The sequence below is a fragment of the Streptomyces cyaneofuscatus genome (genome assembly GCF_000718135.1).
Taxonomy (GTDB): Bacteria; Actinomycetota; Actinomycetes; order Streptomycetales; family Streptomycetaceae; genus Streptomyces; species Streptomyces cyaneofuscatus.
Window position 1 is genome coordinate 67,570 of sequence record NZ_JOEM01000015.1, and the last position, 18,314, is coordinate 85,883.

The 18,314-nt window shown below is 71.4% G+C and carries 13 protein-coding genes; 2 read left to right on the forward strand and 11 right to left on the reverse strand.

Going from position 1 to position 18,314, the window contains the following annotated elements; translation table 11 throughout:
• Positions 1–50 precede the first annotated feature (50 nt).
• Both IF17_RS0123960 and IF17_RS0123965 read right to left on the reverse strand, forming a co-directional pair.
• On the reverse strand, positions 51–1,625 hold the full coding sequence (locus tag IF17_RS0123960; protein WP_030569430.1) for a PucR family transcriptional regulator: 1,575 nt from the start codon (positions 1,623–1,625) through the stop codon (positions 51–53).
• A gap of 235 nt (positions 1,626–1,860) precedes the next feature.
• A complete protein-coding gene (locus tag IF17_RS0123965; RefSeq protein WP_030569432.1) occupies positions 1,861–4,401 on the reverse strand; it encodes a hypothetical protein in 2,541 nt (846 codons plus the stop codon).
• 270 nt (positions 4,402–4,671) lie between these two features.
• Between IF17_RS0123965 and gabT the strand changes: the two genes are divergently transcribed.
• Both gabT and IF17_RS0123975 read left to right on the forward strand, forming a co-directional pair.
• Entirely contained in the window at positions 4,672–6,012 is a 1,341-nt protein-coding gene (gene gabT / locus IF17_RS0123970; protein WP_030569434.1) for a 4-aminobutyrate--2-oxoglutarate transaminase, read from the forward strand.
• A 170-nt stretch (positions 6,013–6,182) separates the two neighbouring features.
• Positions 6,183–7,025 (forward strand): phosphatase PAP2 family protein, encoded by an 843-nt coding sequence (locus IF17_RS0123975; RefSeq protein ID WP_030569437.1) that lies wholly within the window; start codon positions 6,183–6,185, stop codon positions 7,023–7,025.
• On the opposite strand, the gene IF17_RS0123980 is transcribed toward IF17_RS0123975, so the two are convergent.
• The 9 genes from IF17_RS0123980 to IF17_RS0124020 form a co-directional block, all read right to left on the reverse strand.
• Positions 6,976–8,208 carry an alpha/beta hydrolase family protein gene (locus IF17_RS0123980; RefSeq protein WP_030569440.1) on the reverse strand — a complete coding sequence of 411 codons (1,233 nt, stop codon included), beginning with the start codon at positions 8,206–8,208 and terminating at the stop codon, positions 6,976–6,978. The genes IF17_RS0123975 and IF17_RS0123980 overlap by 50 nt on opposite strands.
• Positions 8,209–8,360: 152 nt before the next feature.
• Entirely contained in the window at positions 8,361–10,187 is a 1,827-nt protein-coding gene (locus tag IF17_RS0123985) for a chitinase (RefSeq protein ID WP_030569443.1), read from the reverse strand.
• A 148-nt stretch (positions 10,188–10,335) separates the two neighbouring features.
• Entirely contained in the window at positions 10,336–10,800 is a 465-nt protein-coding gene (locus IF17_RS0123990; RefSeq protein WP_030569446.1) for a hypothetical protein, read from the reverse strand.
• Positions 10,801–10,936: 136 nt separating this feature from the next.
• Positions 10,937–12,352, reverse strand: coding sequence for an NAD(P)/FAD-dependent oxidoreductase (locus IF17_RS0123995; RefSeq protein ID WP_076968461.1), 1,416 nt, complete (start codon positions 12,350–12,352; stop codon positions 10,937–10,939).
• Between the two features lie 23 nt (positions 12,353–12,375).
• Entirely contained in the window at positions 12,376–13,179 is an 804-nt protein-coding gene (locus IF17_RS0124000) for an ABC transporter permease (RefSeq protein ID WP_030569451.1), read from the reverse strand.
• Positions 13,179–14,120 (reverse strand): ABC transporter permease, encoded by a 942-nt coding sequence (locus IF17_RS0124005; protein WP_030569454.1) that lies wholly within the window; start codon positions 14,118–14,120, stop codon positions 13,179–13,181. The genes IF17_RS0124000 and IF17_RS0124005 overlap by 1 nt, the downstream gene beginning before the upstream one ends.
• The gene (locus IF17_RS0124010) at positions 14,117–15,268 is read right to left on the reverse strand and encodes an ABC transporter ATP-binding protein (RefSeq protein WP_030569458.1); all 1,152 of its coding nucleotides are present in this window, start codon (positions 15,266–15,268) and stop codon (positions 14,117–14,119) included. The genes IF17_RS0124005 and IF17_RS0124010 overlap by 4 nt, the downstream gene beginning before the upstream one ends.
• A 74-nt stretch (positions 15,269–15,342) precedes the next feature.
• Entirely contained in the window at positions 15,343–16,590 is a 1,248-nt protein-coding gene (locus IF17_RS0124015) for an ABC transporter substrate-binding protein (protein WP_030569461.1), read from the reverse strand.
• A gap of 73 nt (positions 16,591–16,663) precedes the next feature.
• A complete protein-coding gene (locus IF17_RS0124020) occupies positions 16,664–18,178 on the reverse strand; it encodes a gamma-aminobutyraldehyde dehydrogenase (RefSeq protein WP_030569464.1) in 1,515 nt (504 codons plus the stop codon).
• Positions 18,179–18,314: the final 136 nt, after the last annotated feature.

The following is an 18,314-nucleotide window of genomic DNA, read 5'->3' on the forward strand; positions in this document are numbered from 1 at the left end:
ACTCTAGGGTTTTGGATCGGACGTTGCAATACCGGCCCTGATCCGGGTTCTCAATTTTCGGCCGGTGCCGCCGCCTCCGTCGCCTTCAGTGCGAGCCACAGCTCCATCCGGACGTCCGGGTCGTCCAGCGAGCGGCCCAGGATCTCCTCCACCCGGCGCATCCGGTAGCGCAGGGTGTGCCGGTGTACGCCCAGGTCGGCGGCGGCCGCGTCCCACTGGCCGTGGCGGGAGAGCCAGGCGCGCAGGGAGGCCACGAGGTCGCCGCGGCCCTTGGCGTCGTGCTCGTACAGGGCGCGGAGCATGCCGTCGGCGAAGGCCCGTACGGCGTCGTCCGCAAGGAGCGGCAGGACCGAACCGGCCGCCAGCTCCTCGTGCTCGACCAGGGCCCTGCCCCGGCGGCGGGCGACCGAGAGGGCCTGTTCGGCCTGCTTGTACGCGGCGGAGACCGCGATCGGGCCGCAGGGGGCGGAGAGGCCCACCACGACGTCGCTGTCCTCGGCGCCGCCCTCGCGCGGGGCGCGGTCGTCCTGGGCCTCCGCGTAGGACGCGCAGGCGGCGACCGCCGTGCCGCCGTCGGCCGCCAGGACGACGACGCGCTCGCCTTCGGGGACCATGAGCAGCGCCTCGCCGGAGCGGGCGGCGGCGGCCTCCATCGTCTCCGTGAGCAGGTCGAAACCGGCGGGCGCGGCCGCCTCCGCGATCAGCAGCCGGAAGGGGGCGTCGAGCAGCCCGCCGTACAGATCTCCGGCGACCGCCCGGGCGTGGTCCGGCTGCCCGGCCAGCAGCATCCGCAGGACGGCGGCGCCCAGGCGCTGTTCGGCGCCCTGGAGGGAGCGGGAGCGGGCGGTGGTGAGGGTGAGCAGGGCGACGGCGGAGTGGACCGCGTACCGTTCGGCGGTCCCCAGCGCCGCTCCCGTACCGACGGCCAGCGCACCGCGCGCCCGGCGGCCGGTGCCCAGCGACTGGAGTTCGACCCGGTCCTCGCTGTCGCCGACGACGACGCTGGCGGGCGCGGGTCTGTCCCGGAGGCGTTCGACGTCGGGGGTGAGGCGGGCGGCCCGGCGCGCGGCCCAGTCGGGGGCGGCGGCGAGCACCGCGCCGGAGGTGTCGTACAGCGCGGCCCAGCCGTCGACGTGGACGGCGAGGCGGGCGAGGAGGTCGGCGGGGCCGTCCCCCGCGAGCGCGGCCTTCGTCAGCTCGCGCTGGGCCTCGAAGCCGGCGGTGACCGCGCGGTACTGGTCGGCGGCGATGGCGGCGGAGACGGCCTTGCTGATGGCGAGGAACGGGGTGCGGCGGGGCACTTCGAGGACGGGCAGGCCCGCTTCCTCGGCGGCGTCGAGCAGGGCGGCGGGGATGGCGTCGTAGTTGACCCCGACCGCGAAGCCGACCCCCGCGACGCCCGCTCCGGCCAGCCTCCGTACGTAGCGGCGCATCGACTCGGCGTTCTCGGCGTCCAGGTTGGTGGCGGTCACCAGGAGCAGTTCGCCGCCGTCCATGTACGGGACGGGGTCGGCGAGCTCGCTGGCGTGGGCCCAGCGCACCGGGGTGTCGAGCCGGTCCGCGCCCGCCCGCACCGTGAGCTTGAGCGCCGAGTGCTGGACGAGCGAGGCGAGCGTGGGGGGCATGGGACCGGGAACCCTCGGTGTCGGGGACGCGTGGCCGGCGAGGGGTCTCGCCGGCCCGATCGGTGATCGGTGGTCAGTGGTGGGTGATCGGTGGTGGGTGATTACGCCGTCCCGTATGAACGGCTGCCAACGATTCTGCCAGGGTGGCAGAGTTCCTGTAACCGCTCTCAGTCGCCCCCGGTTCCGCAAGGGCGCTTCTCAGCCGTCGCCGGTCTCGCCCGAGGAGGCCCCTTTCTCAGCCGCCCAGCTCCACCAGCAGCGGCGGCGCGTGCTCACCCTCCACCGTGGTCAGCCGGATCACCGCGTGCCCGGCCGGGACCGCGTACGCCAGCTCCGAGGCCGACCAGCGCTCCCGCTCCACCTGCCGTACGGTCACCGCGTCCGTGGTCACCGCCTTGCCGGTCACCAGCTTCCGCAGCGCGTGCAGGGCGCGGGTGAACGGCTGGTCGGCGAAGACCGTGTGCTGCGCGACCTCGCGGGTCTCCACCCACTCCTTGCCCCAGGCCTCGGCGAAGCGCTTGCCGTCCCACGTGGTGATGCCGGAGAAGGCGGCCGTGCAGCCGACCGCGCCGAGCAGCGGGGTGTGCAGGGCTTCGGGCACGTCGTCGACGGTACGGAGGGTGAGGACGGCCCCCGCGTTGACCGAGCGCAGCCGGCGGATGCCGCGTACGGTCTCGGCGGTCACCGCGTGGGTCGCGTCGTCCAGGACCAGGCCGACGAAGAGCGTGGTGTCGGTGCGGGCGGCGGTGATCGCGGTGAACTGGGCCAGCAGGAGCCGGGTGAGGAGGCGGGATGCCTCGGCGTGGCCGCGTTCCGGCAGGTCGACGCGGACCCGCAGCGGGTACTGGCCGAGCGAGCGCAGCGCGAAGGGGCGGGCGTCCGGGCCGGTGGCGAAGAACCCGGCGAACGCGGGCCGGTCCAGCAGCGCGACCCGGTCCGCGAGGGCCGGTGCGGGGTCGCCGGGGCCGCCCGCCTGCCGGGTCCTGGCCTCCAGCTCGCGGAGCATCGCCTGATGTCCGGCGGTTTCGAGGGCGGCGCGCAGGGCGGTGAGCGCGGCCGGGGTCCCGTCGAGGAGTTCGCGCAGTTCCGGTACGGAGGGGAAGTGGCCGTGGGCCGTCCGGTACGGGCCCAGCAGTTGGGCGAGGACGGTGGCGGCGCGGCGGCTGTCCAGGCTGCCGACATCGCCGACGAGCCCCTCCGCCAGGACGGCGGCGGCCTCGTCGGGGTCGGTGGTGCCGCCGTACAGGTCGAGGTCGTGGGCGGAGGCGGGGTTGCCGACGCGTACGACGACGTCGAAGGCCTCGTCCGGGCCGACGGGCGCGCCCGCGCCGCCGACGGCGAGGACGGCCGCCTGGCCGGCCAGGGCGCGCAGCCCGAGGGCCTCCACCACGGGGCGCACCAGCCGGGCGGACTTCCCGGAGCCGGGCGGGCCGACGGCCAGCAGCGAGGTGCCGAGCAGGGTGGGGTCCAGGGCGATACCGGTGGACCGGCGGGCGTAGGGGTTGTGCGGGTCGTCCGCGCAGCGGCCGATGCGCACCTGGCCGGTGAGCACGTCGTGGCGGGCGGTGCGGCGGGGCAGGTCGCGGTCCCCGGAGGGGTGCAGGGCGGCCGCTCCCCCGGTGCGCAGGACGGCCTCCGCGAGGGGGGCGAGGCGGTCGGGGCTGCGGGTGGCCTGGGTCCAGGCGTGGCGGAGGCGGGCCACGTCCACGTCGTTCATCCGGCCGGTGCGGACCTCGGCGGTGAGGGTGTCCGCCGCGTCGGTCCAGCCGGCCGCGCGCAGCTCGGGCCACTGGTCGGCGGAGGTCACGGTGGAGGATGCCGAAGCGGTGTCGGCCGGGGCCGGGGTTACGGCGCCCTTGCGGGCGGCGAGCAGGTCGCGCCAGCGGCCCAGGAGGGCGAAGGGGTACAGGACGGCGGCGGCGATCAGCGCGTAGATGACGTTGACGACGGTCTGGCTCTGGTAGATCTCGCCGCCCGCGACGGCGGCGACCAGGACCAGGACCGGGCGGACGACGGGCAGGGTCTCCTTCCAGACCAGGAGCTGGGTGAGCCCCGCCGCGACGGCCGCCGCGAGGGCGAGGAAGGGCTGCCCGCGGCTCACGACATGGCGGCGGAAGAGCTCGGAGAAGTTACCGATCCGGCCGCAGCCGTAGGCGAGCAGCCCGAAGAGGAGGGCCTCGTACACGGTGAGGGCGTCGGAGCCCTCGATGGTGCGGGGGCCGCCGGAGGTGCCCGGGTTCCACCACTCGCCCGGGGTGAAGAGCTTGAGGGGGACGAGGCGGTACGGGAGGTAGCCGTTGCGCCAGAGCGACCAGAGGAGGAGGGCGGAGAGGAGGGTGATGACGGCGCCCACGAGGAGGGAGCGGTCGGAGACCTCCTCACCCTGCTCGGCCGGACGCGGTGTGAACCCGAACCGCCAGACGCCGGGGGCCTGCGGGGGGCGGGGCGTACGGAGCCAGGCGTCCAGAGCCGGGGCCCCGGCGGAGGGCTGCTCGACGGGGGGCGGCGGGGAGGCGGGGCGGGCGGGGGGCGGCCCGGGCGGAGGCGGCGGGGAGGTCCACGCGGAGGGCTGCACGCCCCAGGGCGCCCCCGGGGTCGCGGGCGGCTCCCCCGGCGCAGGGCGCGGGCCCCCCGGTTCACCGGCCGGAGGCCGCCCGGGCGCGGGCTGCCCTGGCCAAGGCTGCCGCGGCGGCCCCGACGGCGGTGGTGGCACGGCCGGGCCGGGCACCCTGTCCGCACTCGTGCCCCGTACGCCGCGCGTGCCCTCGTCCTCCATGAACCACTGCCCCCTTGAACTGCCGGGTCCATCCGCTGCCCCGGTCAATCTAGTGCGCGCACACGGGGAGTTCAGCAACCCGCCCGAACAGTGACCGCCCCGGACCGGCCCGTGCCCGCATCGCACCAGGTCGGAAGGGACGTACACCGCCTTCTGTCCGCGACGGACAACGACACGCGCCCATCACTCCCGATCGGAGCATGCCCGGGTGGGGCGCCGGCCCCTAGCCTGCGATGAGAAGCGCGTCCGAAACACCCCCAGGAGCCCCTCATGACCGCAATCCCGCAGGAGCGCCGCCTCGTCACTGCCATCCCCGGCCCGAAGTCGGTCGAGCTGCAGGCTCGCCGTGTCGCCGCCGTCGCCGCAGGTGTGGGCTCCACCCTGCCGGTCTTCACCGCCCGCGCGGGCGGTGGGATCATCGAGGACGTGGACGGCAACCGGCTGATCGACTTCGGCTCCGGTATCGCCGTGACCTCGGTCGGCGCCTCCGCCGAGGCCGTCGTACGCCGCGCCTCCGCGCAGCTCGCGAACTTCACCCACACCTGTTTCATGGTCACGCCGTACGAGGGGTACGTCGAGGTCTGCGAGCAGCTCGCCGAGCTGACGCCGGGCGACCACGCGAAGAAGTCCGCGCTGTTCAACTCGGGCGCCGAGGCCGTCGAGAACGCGGTGAAGATCGCCCGCGCCTACACCAAGCGCACCGCCGTCGTCGTCTTCGACCACGGCTACCACGGCCGGACCAACCTCACCATGGGCATGACGGCGAAGAACATGCCGTACAAGCAGGGCTTCGGTCCGTTCGCGCCCGAGGTCTACCGCGTCCCGGTCGCCTACGGCTACCGCTGGCCGACCGGTGCCGAGAACGCCGGTGCCGAGGCCTCGGCCCAGGCCATCGACGCGATCGCCAAGCAGATCGGTGCGGAGAACGTCGCCGCGATCATCATCGAGCCGGTGCTCGGCGAGGGCGGCTTCATCGAGCCGGCCAAGGGCTTCCTCCCGGCGATCGCGCAGTTCGCCAAGGACAACGGCATCGTCTTCGTCGCGGACGAGATCCAGTCCGGCTTCTGCCGCACCGGCCAGTGGTTCGCCTGCGAGGACGAGGGCATCGTCCCGGACCTGATCACCACCGCCAAGGGCATCGCGGGCGGTCTGCCGCTCTCCGCCGTGACCGGCCGCGCCGAGATCATGGACGCCGCGCACGCCGGCGGTCTGGGCGGTACGTACGGCGGGAACCCGGTCGCCTGCGCGGGTGCGCTCGGCGCCATCGAGACGATGCGCGAGCTGGACCTCAACGGGAAGGCCAAGCGGATCGAGGAGGTCATGAAGGACCGCCTCGCGCAGATGCAGGCCAAGCTCCCCAACGGCGACATCATCGGCGACATCCGCGGCCGCGGCGCCATGATCGCCATCGAGCTGGTGAAGTCCGGCACGAAGGACCCGAACCCGGAGGCGGCCGGCGCGCTCGCCAAGGCCTGCCACGCCGAGGGCGTCATGGTCCTGACCTGCGGCACCTACGGCAACGTGCTGCGCTTCCTGCCGCCGCTGGTGATCGGTGAGGACCTGCTGAACGAGGGCCTCGACGTCATCGAGCAGGCATTCGGCACGCTCTGACCCGTCGAGGATCCTTCGATGATCCTTCGAACTCGGGAACGTACGGCGGCGGTTCCTCGACGCCGCCGTACGGCATCCGGGTGAGGGCCTGTGAAGAAGGTGTGCGGGGGCGATGGCGGGTGGCGGCTGCGGCTGTCGGCCGCCCCTTCGCTGCCGTACGGTTTCTGCAGATGAGAGAAACACATCGCCCACGGGAAACCGCGGGTGATTCCGGGTCGGGGCTTCCCCAGCACCGTCCCGGGCGTGCCTTCGTGCACGACTCCGGAGCCTCTGGCTCCGGTACTCCTCACCGATCGGACGGCCGCCCGCCCCACACCCCCCGGGGCGCGCGGCGACCCGATCCCGCCGGCCATCCCGGAACAACCCCCCCTGTTCCCGGGTGGCCGGCCTCTCTCTTTCTCCCCGTCTCTCTTTTTCTCGGCATCCTGCTCGCGCTGTTCGCGCTGATCACCTGGCAGGTCGCGGCCGACGGACCGCTGCTCCGGCTGGACGAGCGCGTCGGTGAGAGCCTCTTCCTGCGCGGCCCTTCCGCCCTGACCCAGCTCTTCTCCGATCTCGGCGGGGTGCCGGTGGCGCTCCCGGTGCTCGTCTGCGCGATCGCGTACGCGCTGTGGCGCGGGGCCAGGCGGCTGCCGGTGTACGCGGCCCTCACCATGGCGGCCGTACCCGCGCTGGTGATCCCGCTGAAGGTGGCCACCGCCCGGCAGGGTCCGCTGACCGAGGCCGTCAACTACTACCCGTCGGGCCATACGGCGACTGCGGCGGTGGCGTACGGGGCTTCGGCGCTGCTCCTCCTCACCGTCGCCCGGCCGGCGTGGCTGCGGGCGTGGGTCCCGCCCGCCGTCGCTGTGCTGCTGACGGCGGCGACGGGCGTCGGTCTGGTGCTGCACGGCTACCACTGGCCGCTGGACGTGCTGGCGAGCTGGTGCCTGGGGCCGGTGCTGCTGGCGCCGCTGTGGTGGGTCAGCCGCGGGGCCCGGCTGCGGTCAGGAGAGCCGCGAGCCACTCGGTGAGCTCCGGGGTGTCGTGGCCGATCGTCGCGAAGTGGATGCCGAGCGGCTCGTCGGCGGGGACGGTGCCGGGCTCGTAACGCCGGTAGTGGATGTTCCCGCGTTCGCTGTTCGTCACGGTGAGTTCCTCGACCAGTGCGTCGGTGCCCAGGAGCGGTGCGGGGTCGGCGCGGACGCGCTCGTCGTCGGCGGCCTGGGTGATGCGGACCGGGACGGTGAGGGGGAGGTCCGGGTTCATCGCCTCCAGTTGGCGGTCGAACTTCTGCTGCTCGGGGTTGGGCGTGGCCGGATAGCCGGGGCGGAACTGCTCGGTGCCCTTGATACCGCCCCAGGAGTCGGGGCGGCTCAGCCCGGCGCGGGAGCGGTCCCGTACATGGGGCCAGAGCTCCTGGAACGCCCGGGGCGAGAGGACCTGTTCCGGGTCGATCGTGGGGTCGCCGCCGAGGGCGCCGGCGAGGAGGAGCGGGGTGAACGCGAAGCCGGAGTTCACCTGGTCGAGGGTGGCTCCGCCCCGGACCAGGCCGAGGAGGTGGTTGGCGGGGGCGATCGCGGCGACGCCGGTCAGCCCTTCGACCCGCCCGGGGGCGTGGTGGGCCGCGAACAGGGCCGCCTGGCCGCCCTGCGAGTGCCCCACGATCGCGAACCGCTCCCCGATCTCCCCGGGGAACAGCCTGCGGGCGGCCGTCACGATGTCGAGTACGCCCATGGCCTCGGAACGGCCGCAGAGGTACGGGTGCAGCCGCTGTGGCGTACCCGTGCCGAGCGCCTCGTAGTCCGTCATCGCCACGGCCCAGCCCTGGTCCAGGAAGTGGCCCAGGAGCGTGAGCGGATAGGCGTTCATGGGCGAGGCCCCGGTGTCGCCCCGGTCCCGTGAGGGCGCGCAGCGGTCGGCCACGCCCACCGTGCCGTGGGCCCAGCTGATCAGCGGGTGGCCGCCCGCGGGGACGGGGTGGGCGGTGCGGTCCGGCAGGGCGATGATGCCGGAGGTGGCGACCGGGCTGCCGTCGGCGCCCTCCGACCGGTGCAGGACCAGCGAGTTCTCCCCGCCGGGTACGGCGGCGGCCGGGTTGTCCAGGGGGCGGGCGTGGATCGGGTCGCCGGGTACGCCGTCGGGGAGCGGTATCGGCGGGGTGTAGAACGCGTCCCCGGCCGGGGCGTCCGTCGCGAGGGATGTACTGGTGGCCACACGCTGTCCCTTCTCGGACGCCGCGGGCTGCCGTGCCCCTCCGCGTGGTCGGACCTCGCGATCACCTTAGGACGGCATGGATGATGCCCGTCGCCGCGATCCTCTTCACCCCGGCGACGGGCATCGGTCTGGTGGGCTGCCTCAGGGGTACCTCAGCGGCCGAAGTAGGAGTTGAAGTTCCTGCTGAACTCCCAGTTGTTGAACCGGTCCCAGTTGATCGACCAGGTCATCAGGCCACGGAGATCGGTCCAGGTCCCGTGGGTCTGGTAGGAGCCGCAGTCGGTCTTCTTGATCAGGCAGTTGAGCGCCTTGTTGACCTCGGCCGGTGAGGTGTGGCCGTTGCCCGCCTGGGTGGAGGCCGGGAGGCCGATGGCGACCTGGTCGGGGCGCAGGCCCGGGAAGACGCGGCTGGTGTTGCCCGCGACCGGGAAGCCGGCGAGCAGCATGTCGGTCATCGCGATGTGGAAGTCCGCGCCGCCCATCGAGTGGTACTGGTTGTCCAGACCCATGATCGGGCCCGAGTTGTAGTCCTGGACGTGGAGCAGGGTCAGGTCGTCGCGCAGGGCGTGGATGACCGGCAGGTAGGCGCCGGCGCGCGGGTCCTGGCCGCCCCAGGGGCCGGAGCCGTAGAACTGGTAGCCGAGCTGGACGAAGAAGGTCTCGGGCGCCATCGTCAGGACGAAGCCGGAGCCGTACTTCGCCTTGAGGGTCTTCACCGCGGAGATCAGGTTGACGATGACCGGTGAGGTCGGGGCGCGGAAGTCGGTGTCCCCGGTGTTCAGCGAGAGGGAGTGGCCCTCGAAGTCGATGTCCAGGCCGTCCAGGCCGTAGGTGTCGATGATCTTCGAGACCGAGGTGACGAAGGCGTCCCGGGCGGCGGTGGAGGCGAGCTGCACCTGGCCGTTCTGGCCGCCGATGGAGATCAGGACCTTCTTGCCCGCGGCCTGCTTGGCCTTGATGGCGGCCTTGAACTCCGCCTCGGACTCGACGTTCGGGCACTCGGCGACCGGGCAGAGCGAGAAGCGGATGTCGCCGGAGGTGACGGAGGTGGGCTCACCGAAGGCGAGGTTGATGACGTCCCAGGAGTCGGGCACGTCCGCCATGCGGGTGTAGCCGGAGCCGTTGGCGAAGCTGGAGTGGAGGTAGCCGACGAGCGCCCGGGCGGGGAGCTTGGTGTCGCCGCCACCGCCGCCGCCCGCCGTGGTGGTCGCGGTGACGGCGGCCGACTTCGCGGACTCGCCGGCCGCGTTGGTGGCGGTGACCTGGAAGCTGTACGCGGTGGAGGCGGTCAGCCCGGTCACGGTGGCGGAGGGGCCGGTGGCCGAGGCCACCTTCGTACCGCCTCGGTAGACGTTGTAGCCGGTGGCGCCGGAGACTTCGTTCCAGGAGAGCGCGACCGAGGAGGAGGTGATCGCGGTGGTGCGCAGGCCCGCGGGGACTGCGGGGACGACCACCGGGTCGCCGCCGGGGCCGACGAGGGTGAGGTCGTCGACGTAGTGGGCCGGGGTGCCGTACCAGCCGTGGGTGTAGACGCTCACGGAGGTGGTGGAGGGGCCGGTGGTGAAGCTGGTGGTGAGCTGCTTCCAGGCGCCGGTGGACTGGGTCCAGGTGGAGACGTCGGTGGTGCCGGTGCCCGTGGCGCCGAGGTAGACGGGGCTGCCCTGCACCCAGGCGCTCAGCGTGTAGCGGGAGTTGGGCTTGACCGTGACGGCCTGGGAGCACTTGGCGTTGTCGTTGCCCGCCGGGGTCCCCTTCAGCGCCTTCGTACCGCCGTGCACCGGGGTGGAGACGACCGAGCCGCTGCCGGCGGTGCAGCTCCAGCCGTCGAGCCCTGCCTCGAAGGTGCCGTTGCGCGCCACGTCCACATCCGCCGCGCTCGCCGCCGGTGCCGTGGCGACCAGGGCACCGGCAGCGAGCACTGCGGCCGTACAGGTGGCCAGAAGTCCGGAAAATCTGACGGTTGGTCCGGTGCGTTCCACAACAGCCTCCGTGCAGGGGGGAATTGGGTGTGGCGTGCGCACAACATGGTCCAGACCAATGAGGTTGTCAAGACCTCTGGCAGTGGGGCCACCCCCTGCATGGCCTCTGACCGGGGGCCATCCTCCTTCGCGGCCCCCGGGCTGCGGGTCACCCTCCTTCGCGGTCGTCCTGGGCGGCGGCTCCGGCCGCCTCGTGCATCGCCAGCTCCAGCAACGCCGCGTCCGTGAGGGTCCCCGAACCGTCCGGCGGGATCAGCCAGCGCACTCCCCCGGCCGCCCGGCCCGGATGGGGAACGACGATCCAGGTGCCGGGGCCCGCGCCCCGGATGCCGGTGCCGAGCCAGCGGGACGCCGTGCCCGGCGGGACGAAGAAGCCCATGCGCGACTCGCCGAAGTCGGCGAGGACCGGGCCGGGCCGGTCGATGAGGCGGGTGAGCACGTCGAGCGTCGGATAGCCGAGCTCACCGGGGAGGATCAGCACGTCCCAGCGCCTGCCGGCGGGAAGAAGAGCGATCCCCTGCGGGTTGCGCTCCCATTCCCACCGGCAGGCGCCGGGGTCCGGTGCCACCGATGTGAGCCACTCGATCGCGGCTTTCATTTCCGGTCCCGTCATGACCAGCCTCCCGTTGACGTGAACACCGGCAGGGTTCTACCGGTGGGTACACGTGCGAGAGAGCGCTCGGCCCCGACTATGACGCGGGTTGGGACCATGAGTGGCCGTGACGTGAGTCACACTGTTGGACAGGGTGTCAGCTGTCGAAGCCGAGCCCCAGCTTGTCCATGGTCTTCAGCCAGAGATTGCGGTGCCCGCCGTTGCTGTCGGCCCGGGCGAGCGACCGCTTGGTGATCTCGATCCCGGCCCAGGCGAACGGCTCCGGCGGGAACGGCATCGGCTTCGAGCGGACCATTTCCAGGCGGGTCCGCTCGGTCTCCTCGCCGGCGAGCAGATCGAGCATCACATCGGCCCCGAAACGCGTGGAGCCGACGCCGAGACCCGTATATCCGGCGGCGTACGCGACCCTTCCCTGATGGGCCGTCCCGAAGAATGCCGTGAAGCGGGAACAGGTGTCGATCGCGCCGCCCCAGGCATGCGAGAAATTCAGCCCGGAAAGCTGCGGGAAACAGTCGAAGAACTGCTCCGCGAGTTTCAGGAACGTCTCCGGACGCTGGTCCAGATCGGCGCTGAGACGGCCCCCGTACGGATAGATCGCGTCGTATCCGCCCCACAGGATCCGGTTGTCCGCGGAGAGCCGGAAGTAATGGAACTGGTTGGCGCTGTCGCCGAGTCCCTGGCGCCCCTTCCAGCCGATGGATTCCAGCTGCTGCGGGGTGAGCGGCTCGGTCATCAGCGCGTAGTCGTAGACCGGCACGGTGTACGGGCGGACCCGCTTGACGAGCGACGGGAAGATGTTGGTGCCGAGCGCGACCCGGCGGGCGAAGACCCTCCCGTACGGCGTACGCACCGCCATCCCCGGGCCGGAGCGCACGAGGTCGAGGCCCCGGGTGTGCTCGTAGATCCGTACGCCCAGCTCCAGGCAGGCCCGCTTCAGGCCCCAGGCGAGCTTGGCCGGGTGCAGCATCGCGACGCCGTTCCGGTCCCAGAGGCCGCCGAGGAAGGTGGGCGAGTCGACCTCGGCGCGCAGGGCGTCGCGGTCCAGGAAGTCGACACCCGTGATGCCGAGCTTCACCAGCTCCTCCTGCCATTCCCGCAGCTCTTCGAGCTGGTGGGGCTCGGTGGCGACGTCGATCTCACCGGTCCGCTCGAACTCGCAGTCGATGCCGTAGCGGGCGACGGCGGCCTCGATGGCGTCGAGGTTCCGCTCCCCCAGCTCCTCCAGCTTCGCGATCTCGTCCGGCCACCGCTCCACGCCGTTGGCCAGGCCGTGGGTGAGGGAGGCGGCGCAGAAGCCGCCGTTGCGGCCCGAGGCGGCCCAGCCCACCTCGTGCCCCTCGATGAGGACGACGTCCCGGCCGGGGTCGCGCTCCTTGGCGATGAGCGCGGTCCACAGTCCGCTGTAGCCGCCGCCGATGACCAGAAGGTCGGCGTGCTCGTCGCCGGTGAGGGCGGGGAGCGCATCGGGTTTGGCCGGGTCGTCCAGCCAGTAGGAGACCGGCTTGGCGCCGGAGAGTGAATGGGCAGCGATACTCATGGCAGCTGGGGCCATGGTTTCCAACTCCTTCGGGACTTTCAGTTTCGAGCGTTGCTCTTCCGCCGGCTCGCGATGAGCTGGCCGACGAGGACCATCGTTACCGCAATGATGAACATGGCGGTGCCGATGACGTTGATCTGCACGGGCGTGCCGCGCTGCGCCGATCCCCAGACGAACATGGGGAAGGTGACGGTGGAGCCCGCGTTGAAATTCGTGATGATGAAATCGTCGAACGAGAGCGCGAAGGCGAGCAGGGCTCCCGCCGCGATTCCCGGGGCGGCGATGGGAAGGGTCACCCGGACGAAAGTCTGCACGGGGCCCGCGTAAAGGTCGCGGGCGGCTTCCTCCAGTCTCGGATCCATCGACATCACGCGCGCCTTGACGGCCGTCACCACGAAGCTGAGGCAGAACATGAGGTGCGCGATCAGCACGGTCCAGAAGCCGAGCTGGGCGCCCATGTTCAGGAAGAGCGTGAGCAGGGAGGCGGCCATGACGACCTCGGGCATCGCCATCGGCAGGAAGATCAGCGAGCTGATCGCGCCGCGCGCCCGGAAGCGGTAGCGCACCAGCGCGAAGGCGACCGCCGTGCCGAGCGCGGTGGCCCCGAGCGTCGCCCAGAACGCGATCTGGAGCGAGAGCGAAAGGGATCCGCAGAGGTCGGCGACGCCGCAGGGGTCCTTCCAGGCGTCCAGCGAGAACCGCTGCCACGCGTAGTTGAAGCGCCCGTTGGGCTTGTTGAACGAGAACACCATCACGACGATGTTCGGCAGGATCATGTACGCGAGGGTCAGCAGACCCGCGATGACGATCAGGTTCCGGCGTATCCAGCGCAGTACGGGCATCAGACCAGGTCCTCCGTCCCGGAGCGGCGGATGTAGAAGGTGACCATCAGCAGGACGATCGCCATGAGGATGAACGAGAGCGCGGCGGCCGTCGGATAGTCCAGGACCCGCAGGAACTGGCTCTGGATGACGCTGCCGACCATCTTGGTGTCGGTGGAGCCCAACAGCTCGGCGTTGACGTAGTCGCCGCTGGCCGGGATGAAGGTCAGCAGGGTGCCGGAGACGACGCCGGGCATGGAGAGCGGGAACGTCACCTTGCGGAAGGTGGTGGCGGGGGTGGCGTAGAGGTCGCCCGCCGCCTCGTGCAGCCGGCCGTCGATCCGCTCCAGCGAGGTGTAGAGCGGCAGGATCATGAACGGCAGGAAGTTGTACGTCAGACCGCAGACGACGGCCATCGGGGTGGCGAGGACCCGGTTGGACTCGGTCCAGCCGAGCCAGCTGGTGACGTCCAGGACGTGCAGGGTGTTGAGCACGTCCACGACCGCGCCGCCGTCGGCGAGGATCGTCTTCCAGGCCAGCGTACGGATGAGGAAGCTGGTGAAGAACGGGGCGATGACCAGCACCAGCACCAGGTTGCGCCAGCGGCCCGCCTTGAAGGCGATGAGGTAGGCGAGCGGGTAGCCGAGCAGCAGGCACAGGATCGTGGCGGTGCCCGCGTACAGCAGGGACCGGATGAACTGCGGGTAGTAGTCGCGCAGCGCGTCCACGTACGTCTGGAAGTGCCAGGTGACCTCGAAGCCCTGCTCCAGGGAGCCGGTCTGTACGGAGGTGGAGGCCTGGTAGACCAGCGGCAGCGCGAAGAAGACGAGCAGCCACAGGATGCCGGGGAGCAGCAGCCAGTACGGGATGAGCCGTTTACGGGTGGAGGGCTTGCGGAGCGTGAGCTTCCGGGGCTCCTCGGGCTGGGCGGGGGGCGCGGGCGGCGCTTCGGTGAGGCTCACTCCGCGTCCTCCACGCTGGTGGCGCCCGCGTCGATGTCCTGGGCGGCGTCGAGGCCGAAGGTGTGGGCCGGGTTCCAGTGCAGGACGACCTCGGCGCCGGGGGTGAGCCGGGAGTCGCGCTCGATGTTCTGCTCGTACACCTGGAGGGCCGTTCCGGCCGGGCTCTCGACGACGTACTGCGTGGAGACGCCGATGAAGCTGGAGTCGGTGATGCGGCCGGTGACGCGGTTGCAGCCTGCGGCGATGTCATCGGCGTCGTCCGCGTGGGCCAGGGATATCTTCTCGGGCCGGATGCCGAGGAGGAGCCGGCCGCCGCTGGTGGTCGGCGCCGAACATCGCTCGCGGGGCAGCGTGAGCTTGCCGCCACCCGCGGCGACCACCAGGTCCTCGCCGGTCGACACGATCTCGCCCGCGATGAGGTTGGAGGTGCCGAGGAAGTTGGCGACGAAGGTGGTGCGCGGGTTCTCGTAGAGGTCGGCGGGGGCGCCGAGCTGCTCGACGCGGCCCCCGTTCATCACCGCGACGGTGTCGGCCATGGTCATGGCCTCCTCCTGGTCGTGGGTGACGTGAACGAAGGTGATGCCGACCTCGGTCTGGATCCGCTTGAGCTCCAGCTGCATCTGGCGGCGCAGCTTGAGGTCGAGGGCGCCGAGCGGTTCGTCCAGCAGCAGGACCTGCGGGTGGTTGATGAGCGCGCGGGCGACGGCGACGCGCTGCTGCTGGCCACCGGAGAGCTGGTGCGGTTTGCGGCGGGCGAAGTCGCCGAGCTGGACCAGCTCCAGCATGTCGTCGACCTGCTTCTTCACCGACTTGATGCCGCGCCGGCGCAGCCCGAAGGCGACGTTCTCGGTGATGTCCAGGTGCGGGAAGAGCGCATAGCTCTGGAAGACGGTGTTGACCGGCCGCTTGTACGGGGGCAGGTCGGTGATGTCCTTGCCGCCGAGGTAGACCGTGCCGGTGGTGGCCTCCTCCAGCCCCGCGATCATCCGCAGGGTGGTGGTCTTGCCACAGCCGGAGGCGCCGAGCAGGGCGAAGAAGGAGCCCTGGGGGACGGTCAGGTCGAGCGGCTGTACGGCGGTGAAGGAGCCGTAGGTCTTGCTGATCCCGACGAGGCGGACATCGCCGCCCGCGGTCTGCTGCTGTGTCATGGGTCGCGGTCCCAGTGTGTTCGGGGGAGTTCGGGGAAGGGGGTGACCTGGCGTCGTACCGGTGAGGTGCCTGGTCAGGCGCCGATGAGTTTGGCGAACTTCTCTTCGTACGCCGTCTCTTCCTCCGTGCTCAGGGAGCGGAAGGAGCGGGACTTCGCCGCCATCTCCCGGTCGGGGAGGATCAGCGTGTTGGAGGCCATCGACTCGTCGATCTTGGCGAGTTCGTCGCGTACGCCGTCGACCGGGCAGACGTAGTTGATGTACGCGGCGAGCTGGGCGGCGACCGGCGGCTCGTAGTAGTAGTCGATGAGCTTCTCGGCGTTGGTCTTGTGCCGGGCCTGCGCGGGGACCAGGAGGTTGTCGCTGGAGGTGATGTAACCGGCGGCCGGGATCGCGAACTTGATGTCCGGGTTGTCGGCCTGGAGCTGGATGATGTCCCCGGCCCAGCCGACGCAGGCGGCGATGTCGCCCTTGCTGAGGTCGGCGGTGTAGTCGTTGCCGGTGAAGCGGCGGATCTGCTTCTTGTCGACGGCCTTCTGGAGCCGGCCGATCGCCCCGTCGAAGTCGGCGTCGGTGAACTTCCCCGGGTCCTTGCCCTGGTCGAGGAGGGTCATGCCGATGGTGTCGCGCATCTCGGAGAGGAAGGAGACCCGGCCCTTGAGCTTCGGGTCGTCGAGGAGCTGGGTGACCGAGTCGACCTTCCGGCCGCCGGTCGCCTTCGCGTTGTACGCGATGACCGTGGGGATGCCGGTCCAGGGGTAGGAGTAGGCGCGGCCGGGGTCCCAGTCAGGGGTGCGGAACTGGGCGGAGACGTTGGCGAAGGCGTGGGGCAGGTTCGAGGGGTCGAGCTTCTGCGCCCAGCCGAGCCGGATGATGCGGGCGGCCAGCCAGTCGGTGACGCAGATGAGGTCGCGTCCGGTGTTCTGGCCGGCGGCGAGCTGCGGTTTGATCTTCCCGAAGAACTCGACGTTGTCGTTGATGTCCTCGGTGTACTTGACCCTGATCCCGGTGCGCTTGGTGAACGCCTCCAGGGTGGGCCGGCTCTTCTCGTCGTTGCTGACGTCCATGTACTCGGTCCAGTTGGAGAAGGTGAGTTCCTTCTCCTTGGCCGAGTGGTCGTCGGCGGCGGCCGCTCCCTCGGCGCGTCCGGCGGGCGGGATGCCGCAGGCGCCGAGGGTGGCTATCCCGCCCAGTGCGAGGGCGCCCATACCGGAGGCGCGCAGCAGGGAGCGGCGGGTGAGGGCTCCCCTGCCGCTGGTCAGGGAACGCTTCATGGCCGCCAGCTGGACCGGCGAGAGGCGCTCGGGCTCGTAACTCTCCATACGCTGTTGCCCTTTCGGGTGGGAGGCCGCTGGGGCCTGTCGTCGCGGACAGGCCCCGGTCGCGCGGCTGCTGCTATCGGTCCCCGAAGATCGTGCGGTGCCAGTCCTTCCGGGCGACCGCGGTGTTGTCGTACATGACGTGCTTGACCTGCGTGTACTCCTCGAAGGAGTACGCCGACATGTCCTTGCCGAAGCCGCTGGCCTTGTATCCGCCGTGCGGCATCTCGGAGAGGATCGGGATGTGGTCGTTCACCCACACACAGCCCGCCTGGATCTCGCGGGTGGCGCGGTTCGCGCGGTACAGGTCGCGGGTCCAGGCGGAGGCGGCCAGTCCGTACGGGGTGTCGTTGGCGAGGGCGATGCCCTCGTCGTCGGTGTCGAAGGGGAGGACCACCAGGACCGGGCCGAAGATCTCCGACTGGACGATCTCGCTGTCCTGGGCGGCGCCCGCGACGAGGGTGGGCCGGTAGTACGCGCCGTCCGCGAGGTCTCCGCCGGGGGCCTCGCCGCCGGTGACGACCTGGGCGTAGCCGCGGGCCCGCTCGACGAAGGCGGCGACGCGGTCGCGCTGGGCGTGGCTGATGAGGGGGCCGAGGTCGGTGGCCGCGTCGAAGGGGTCGCCGAGGCGGACGGTCTCCATGAGGGCGGCGACGTCGCGGACGAAGGCGTCGTAGAGGGGACGCTGGACGTAGGCGCGGGTGGCGGCGGTGCAGTCCTGGCCGGTGTTGATGAGCGATCCGGCGACCGCGCCCTGGACGGCGGCCTCCAGGTCGGCGTCGTCGAAGACCACGAAGGGGGCCTTGCCGCCGAGCTCCAGGTGGAGCCGCTTGACAGTGGCGGTGGCGATCTCCGCGACCCGCTTGCCGACGGCGGTGGAGCCGGTGAAGGAGGTCATCACGACGTCCGGGTGGCCGACGAGGTGTTCACCCGCCTCCTTGCCCGCGCCGGTGACGATGTTGATGACGCCGTCGGGGATGCCCGCCTCGGTGGCGGCCTGGGCGAACATCAGCGAGGTCAGCGGGGTCAGCTCGGCGGGCTTGAGGACGATGGTGTTGCCCGCGGCGACGGCCGGAAGGACCTTCCAGGCGGCCATCTGGAGCGGATAGTTCCAGGGGGCGATGGAGCCGACGACACCGATCGCCTCGCGCCGTACGTACGAGGTGTGGTCGCCGTCGTACTCGGCGGCGGCCTTGCCCTCCAGGTGGCGGGCGGCGCCCGCGAAGAAGGCGGCGTTGTCGACGGTGCCGGGCACGTCGAACTCGGTGGAGAGCTTGATGGGCTTGCCGCACTGGAGGGACTCGGCGTACGCGAAGTCGTCGGCCTGCTCGGCGAGGACGGCGGCGAACCGGTGCAGGGCCTCGGAGCGCTCGCCGGGGGTGGCGGCCGACCAGCCGGGGAAGGCTGCCCTGGCTGCGGCGACGGCCGCGTCCACGTCGTCGGTGCCCGCCAGCTCGTACCGCAGGACGCTCTCGCCGGTCGCGGGGTTCACCACGTCGTGGTGGCGGCCGGACGTGCCCGTGAGCAGCTTGCCGCCGATGTACTGCGCACCTTCCGCGAAGCGGTCCTGAACCTGGAAGCCGTTGCTCATGACGCTCTCCTCCGCCGCTGTACCCGCTGAGCGGGGTCGGCGTAGCCTCTTCGTGAATTGAGTGCCGATCCTGACAGAGGGGTCCAGGCCCAACAAGTGATTCCGTTGTTGCCTTTTGGTTACGCGACGGAATCTG

Coding starts and splice junctions, on each gene's coding strand:
- IF17_RS0123960 (WP_030569430.1), bottom strand. CDS start 1,625: ATGCCCCCCACGCTCGCCTCGCTCGTCCAGCACTCGGCGCTCAAGCTC.
- IF17_RS0123965 (WP_030569432.1), bottom strand. CDS start 4,401: ATGGAGGACGAGGGCACGCGCGGCGTACGGGGCACGAGTGCGGACAGG.
- gabT (WP_030569434.1), top strand. CDS start 4,672: ATGACCGCAATCCCGCAGGAGCGCCGCCTCGTCACTGCCATCCCCGGC.
- IF17_RS0123975 (WP_030569437.1), top strand. CDS start 6,183: ATGAGAGAAACACATCGCCCACGGGAAACCGCGGGTGATTCCGGGTCG.
- IF17_RS0123990 (WP_030569446.1), bottom strand. CDS start 10,800: ATGACGGGACCGGAAATGAAAGCCGCGATCGAGTGGCTCACATCGGTG.
- IF17_RS0123995 (WP_076968461.1), bottom strand. CDS start 12,352: ATGGCCCCAGCTGCCATGAGTATCGCTGCCCATTCACTCTCCGGCGCC.
- IF17_RS0124000 (WP_030569451.1), bottom strand. CDS start 13,179: ATGCCCGTACTGCGCTGGATACGCCGGAACCTGATCGTCATCGCGGGT.
- IF17_RS0124010 (WP_030569458.1), bottom strand. CDS start 15,268: ATGACACAGCAGCAGACCGCGGGCGGCGATGTCCGCCTCGTCGGGATC.
- IF17_RS0124015 (WP_030569461.1), bottom strand. CDS start 16,590: ATGGAGAGTTACGAGCCCGAGCGCCTCTCGCCGGTCCAGCTGGCGGCC.
- IF17_RS0124020 (WP_030569464.1), bottom strand. CDS start 18,178: ATGAGCAACGGCTTCCAGGTTCAGGACCGCTTCGCGGAAGGTGCGCAG.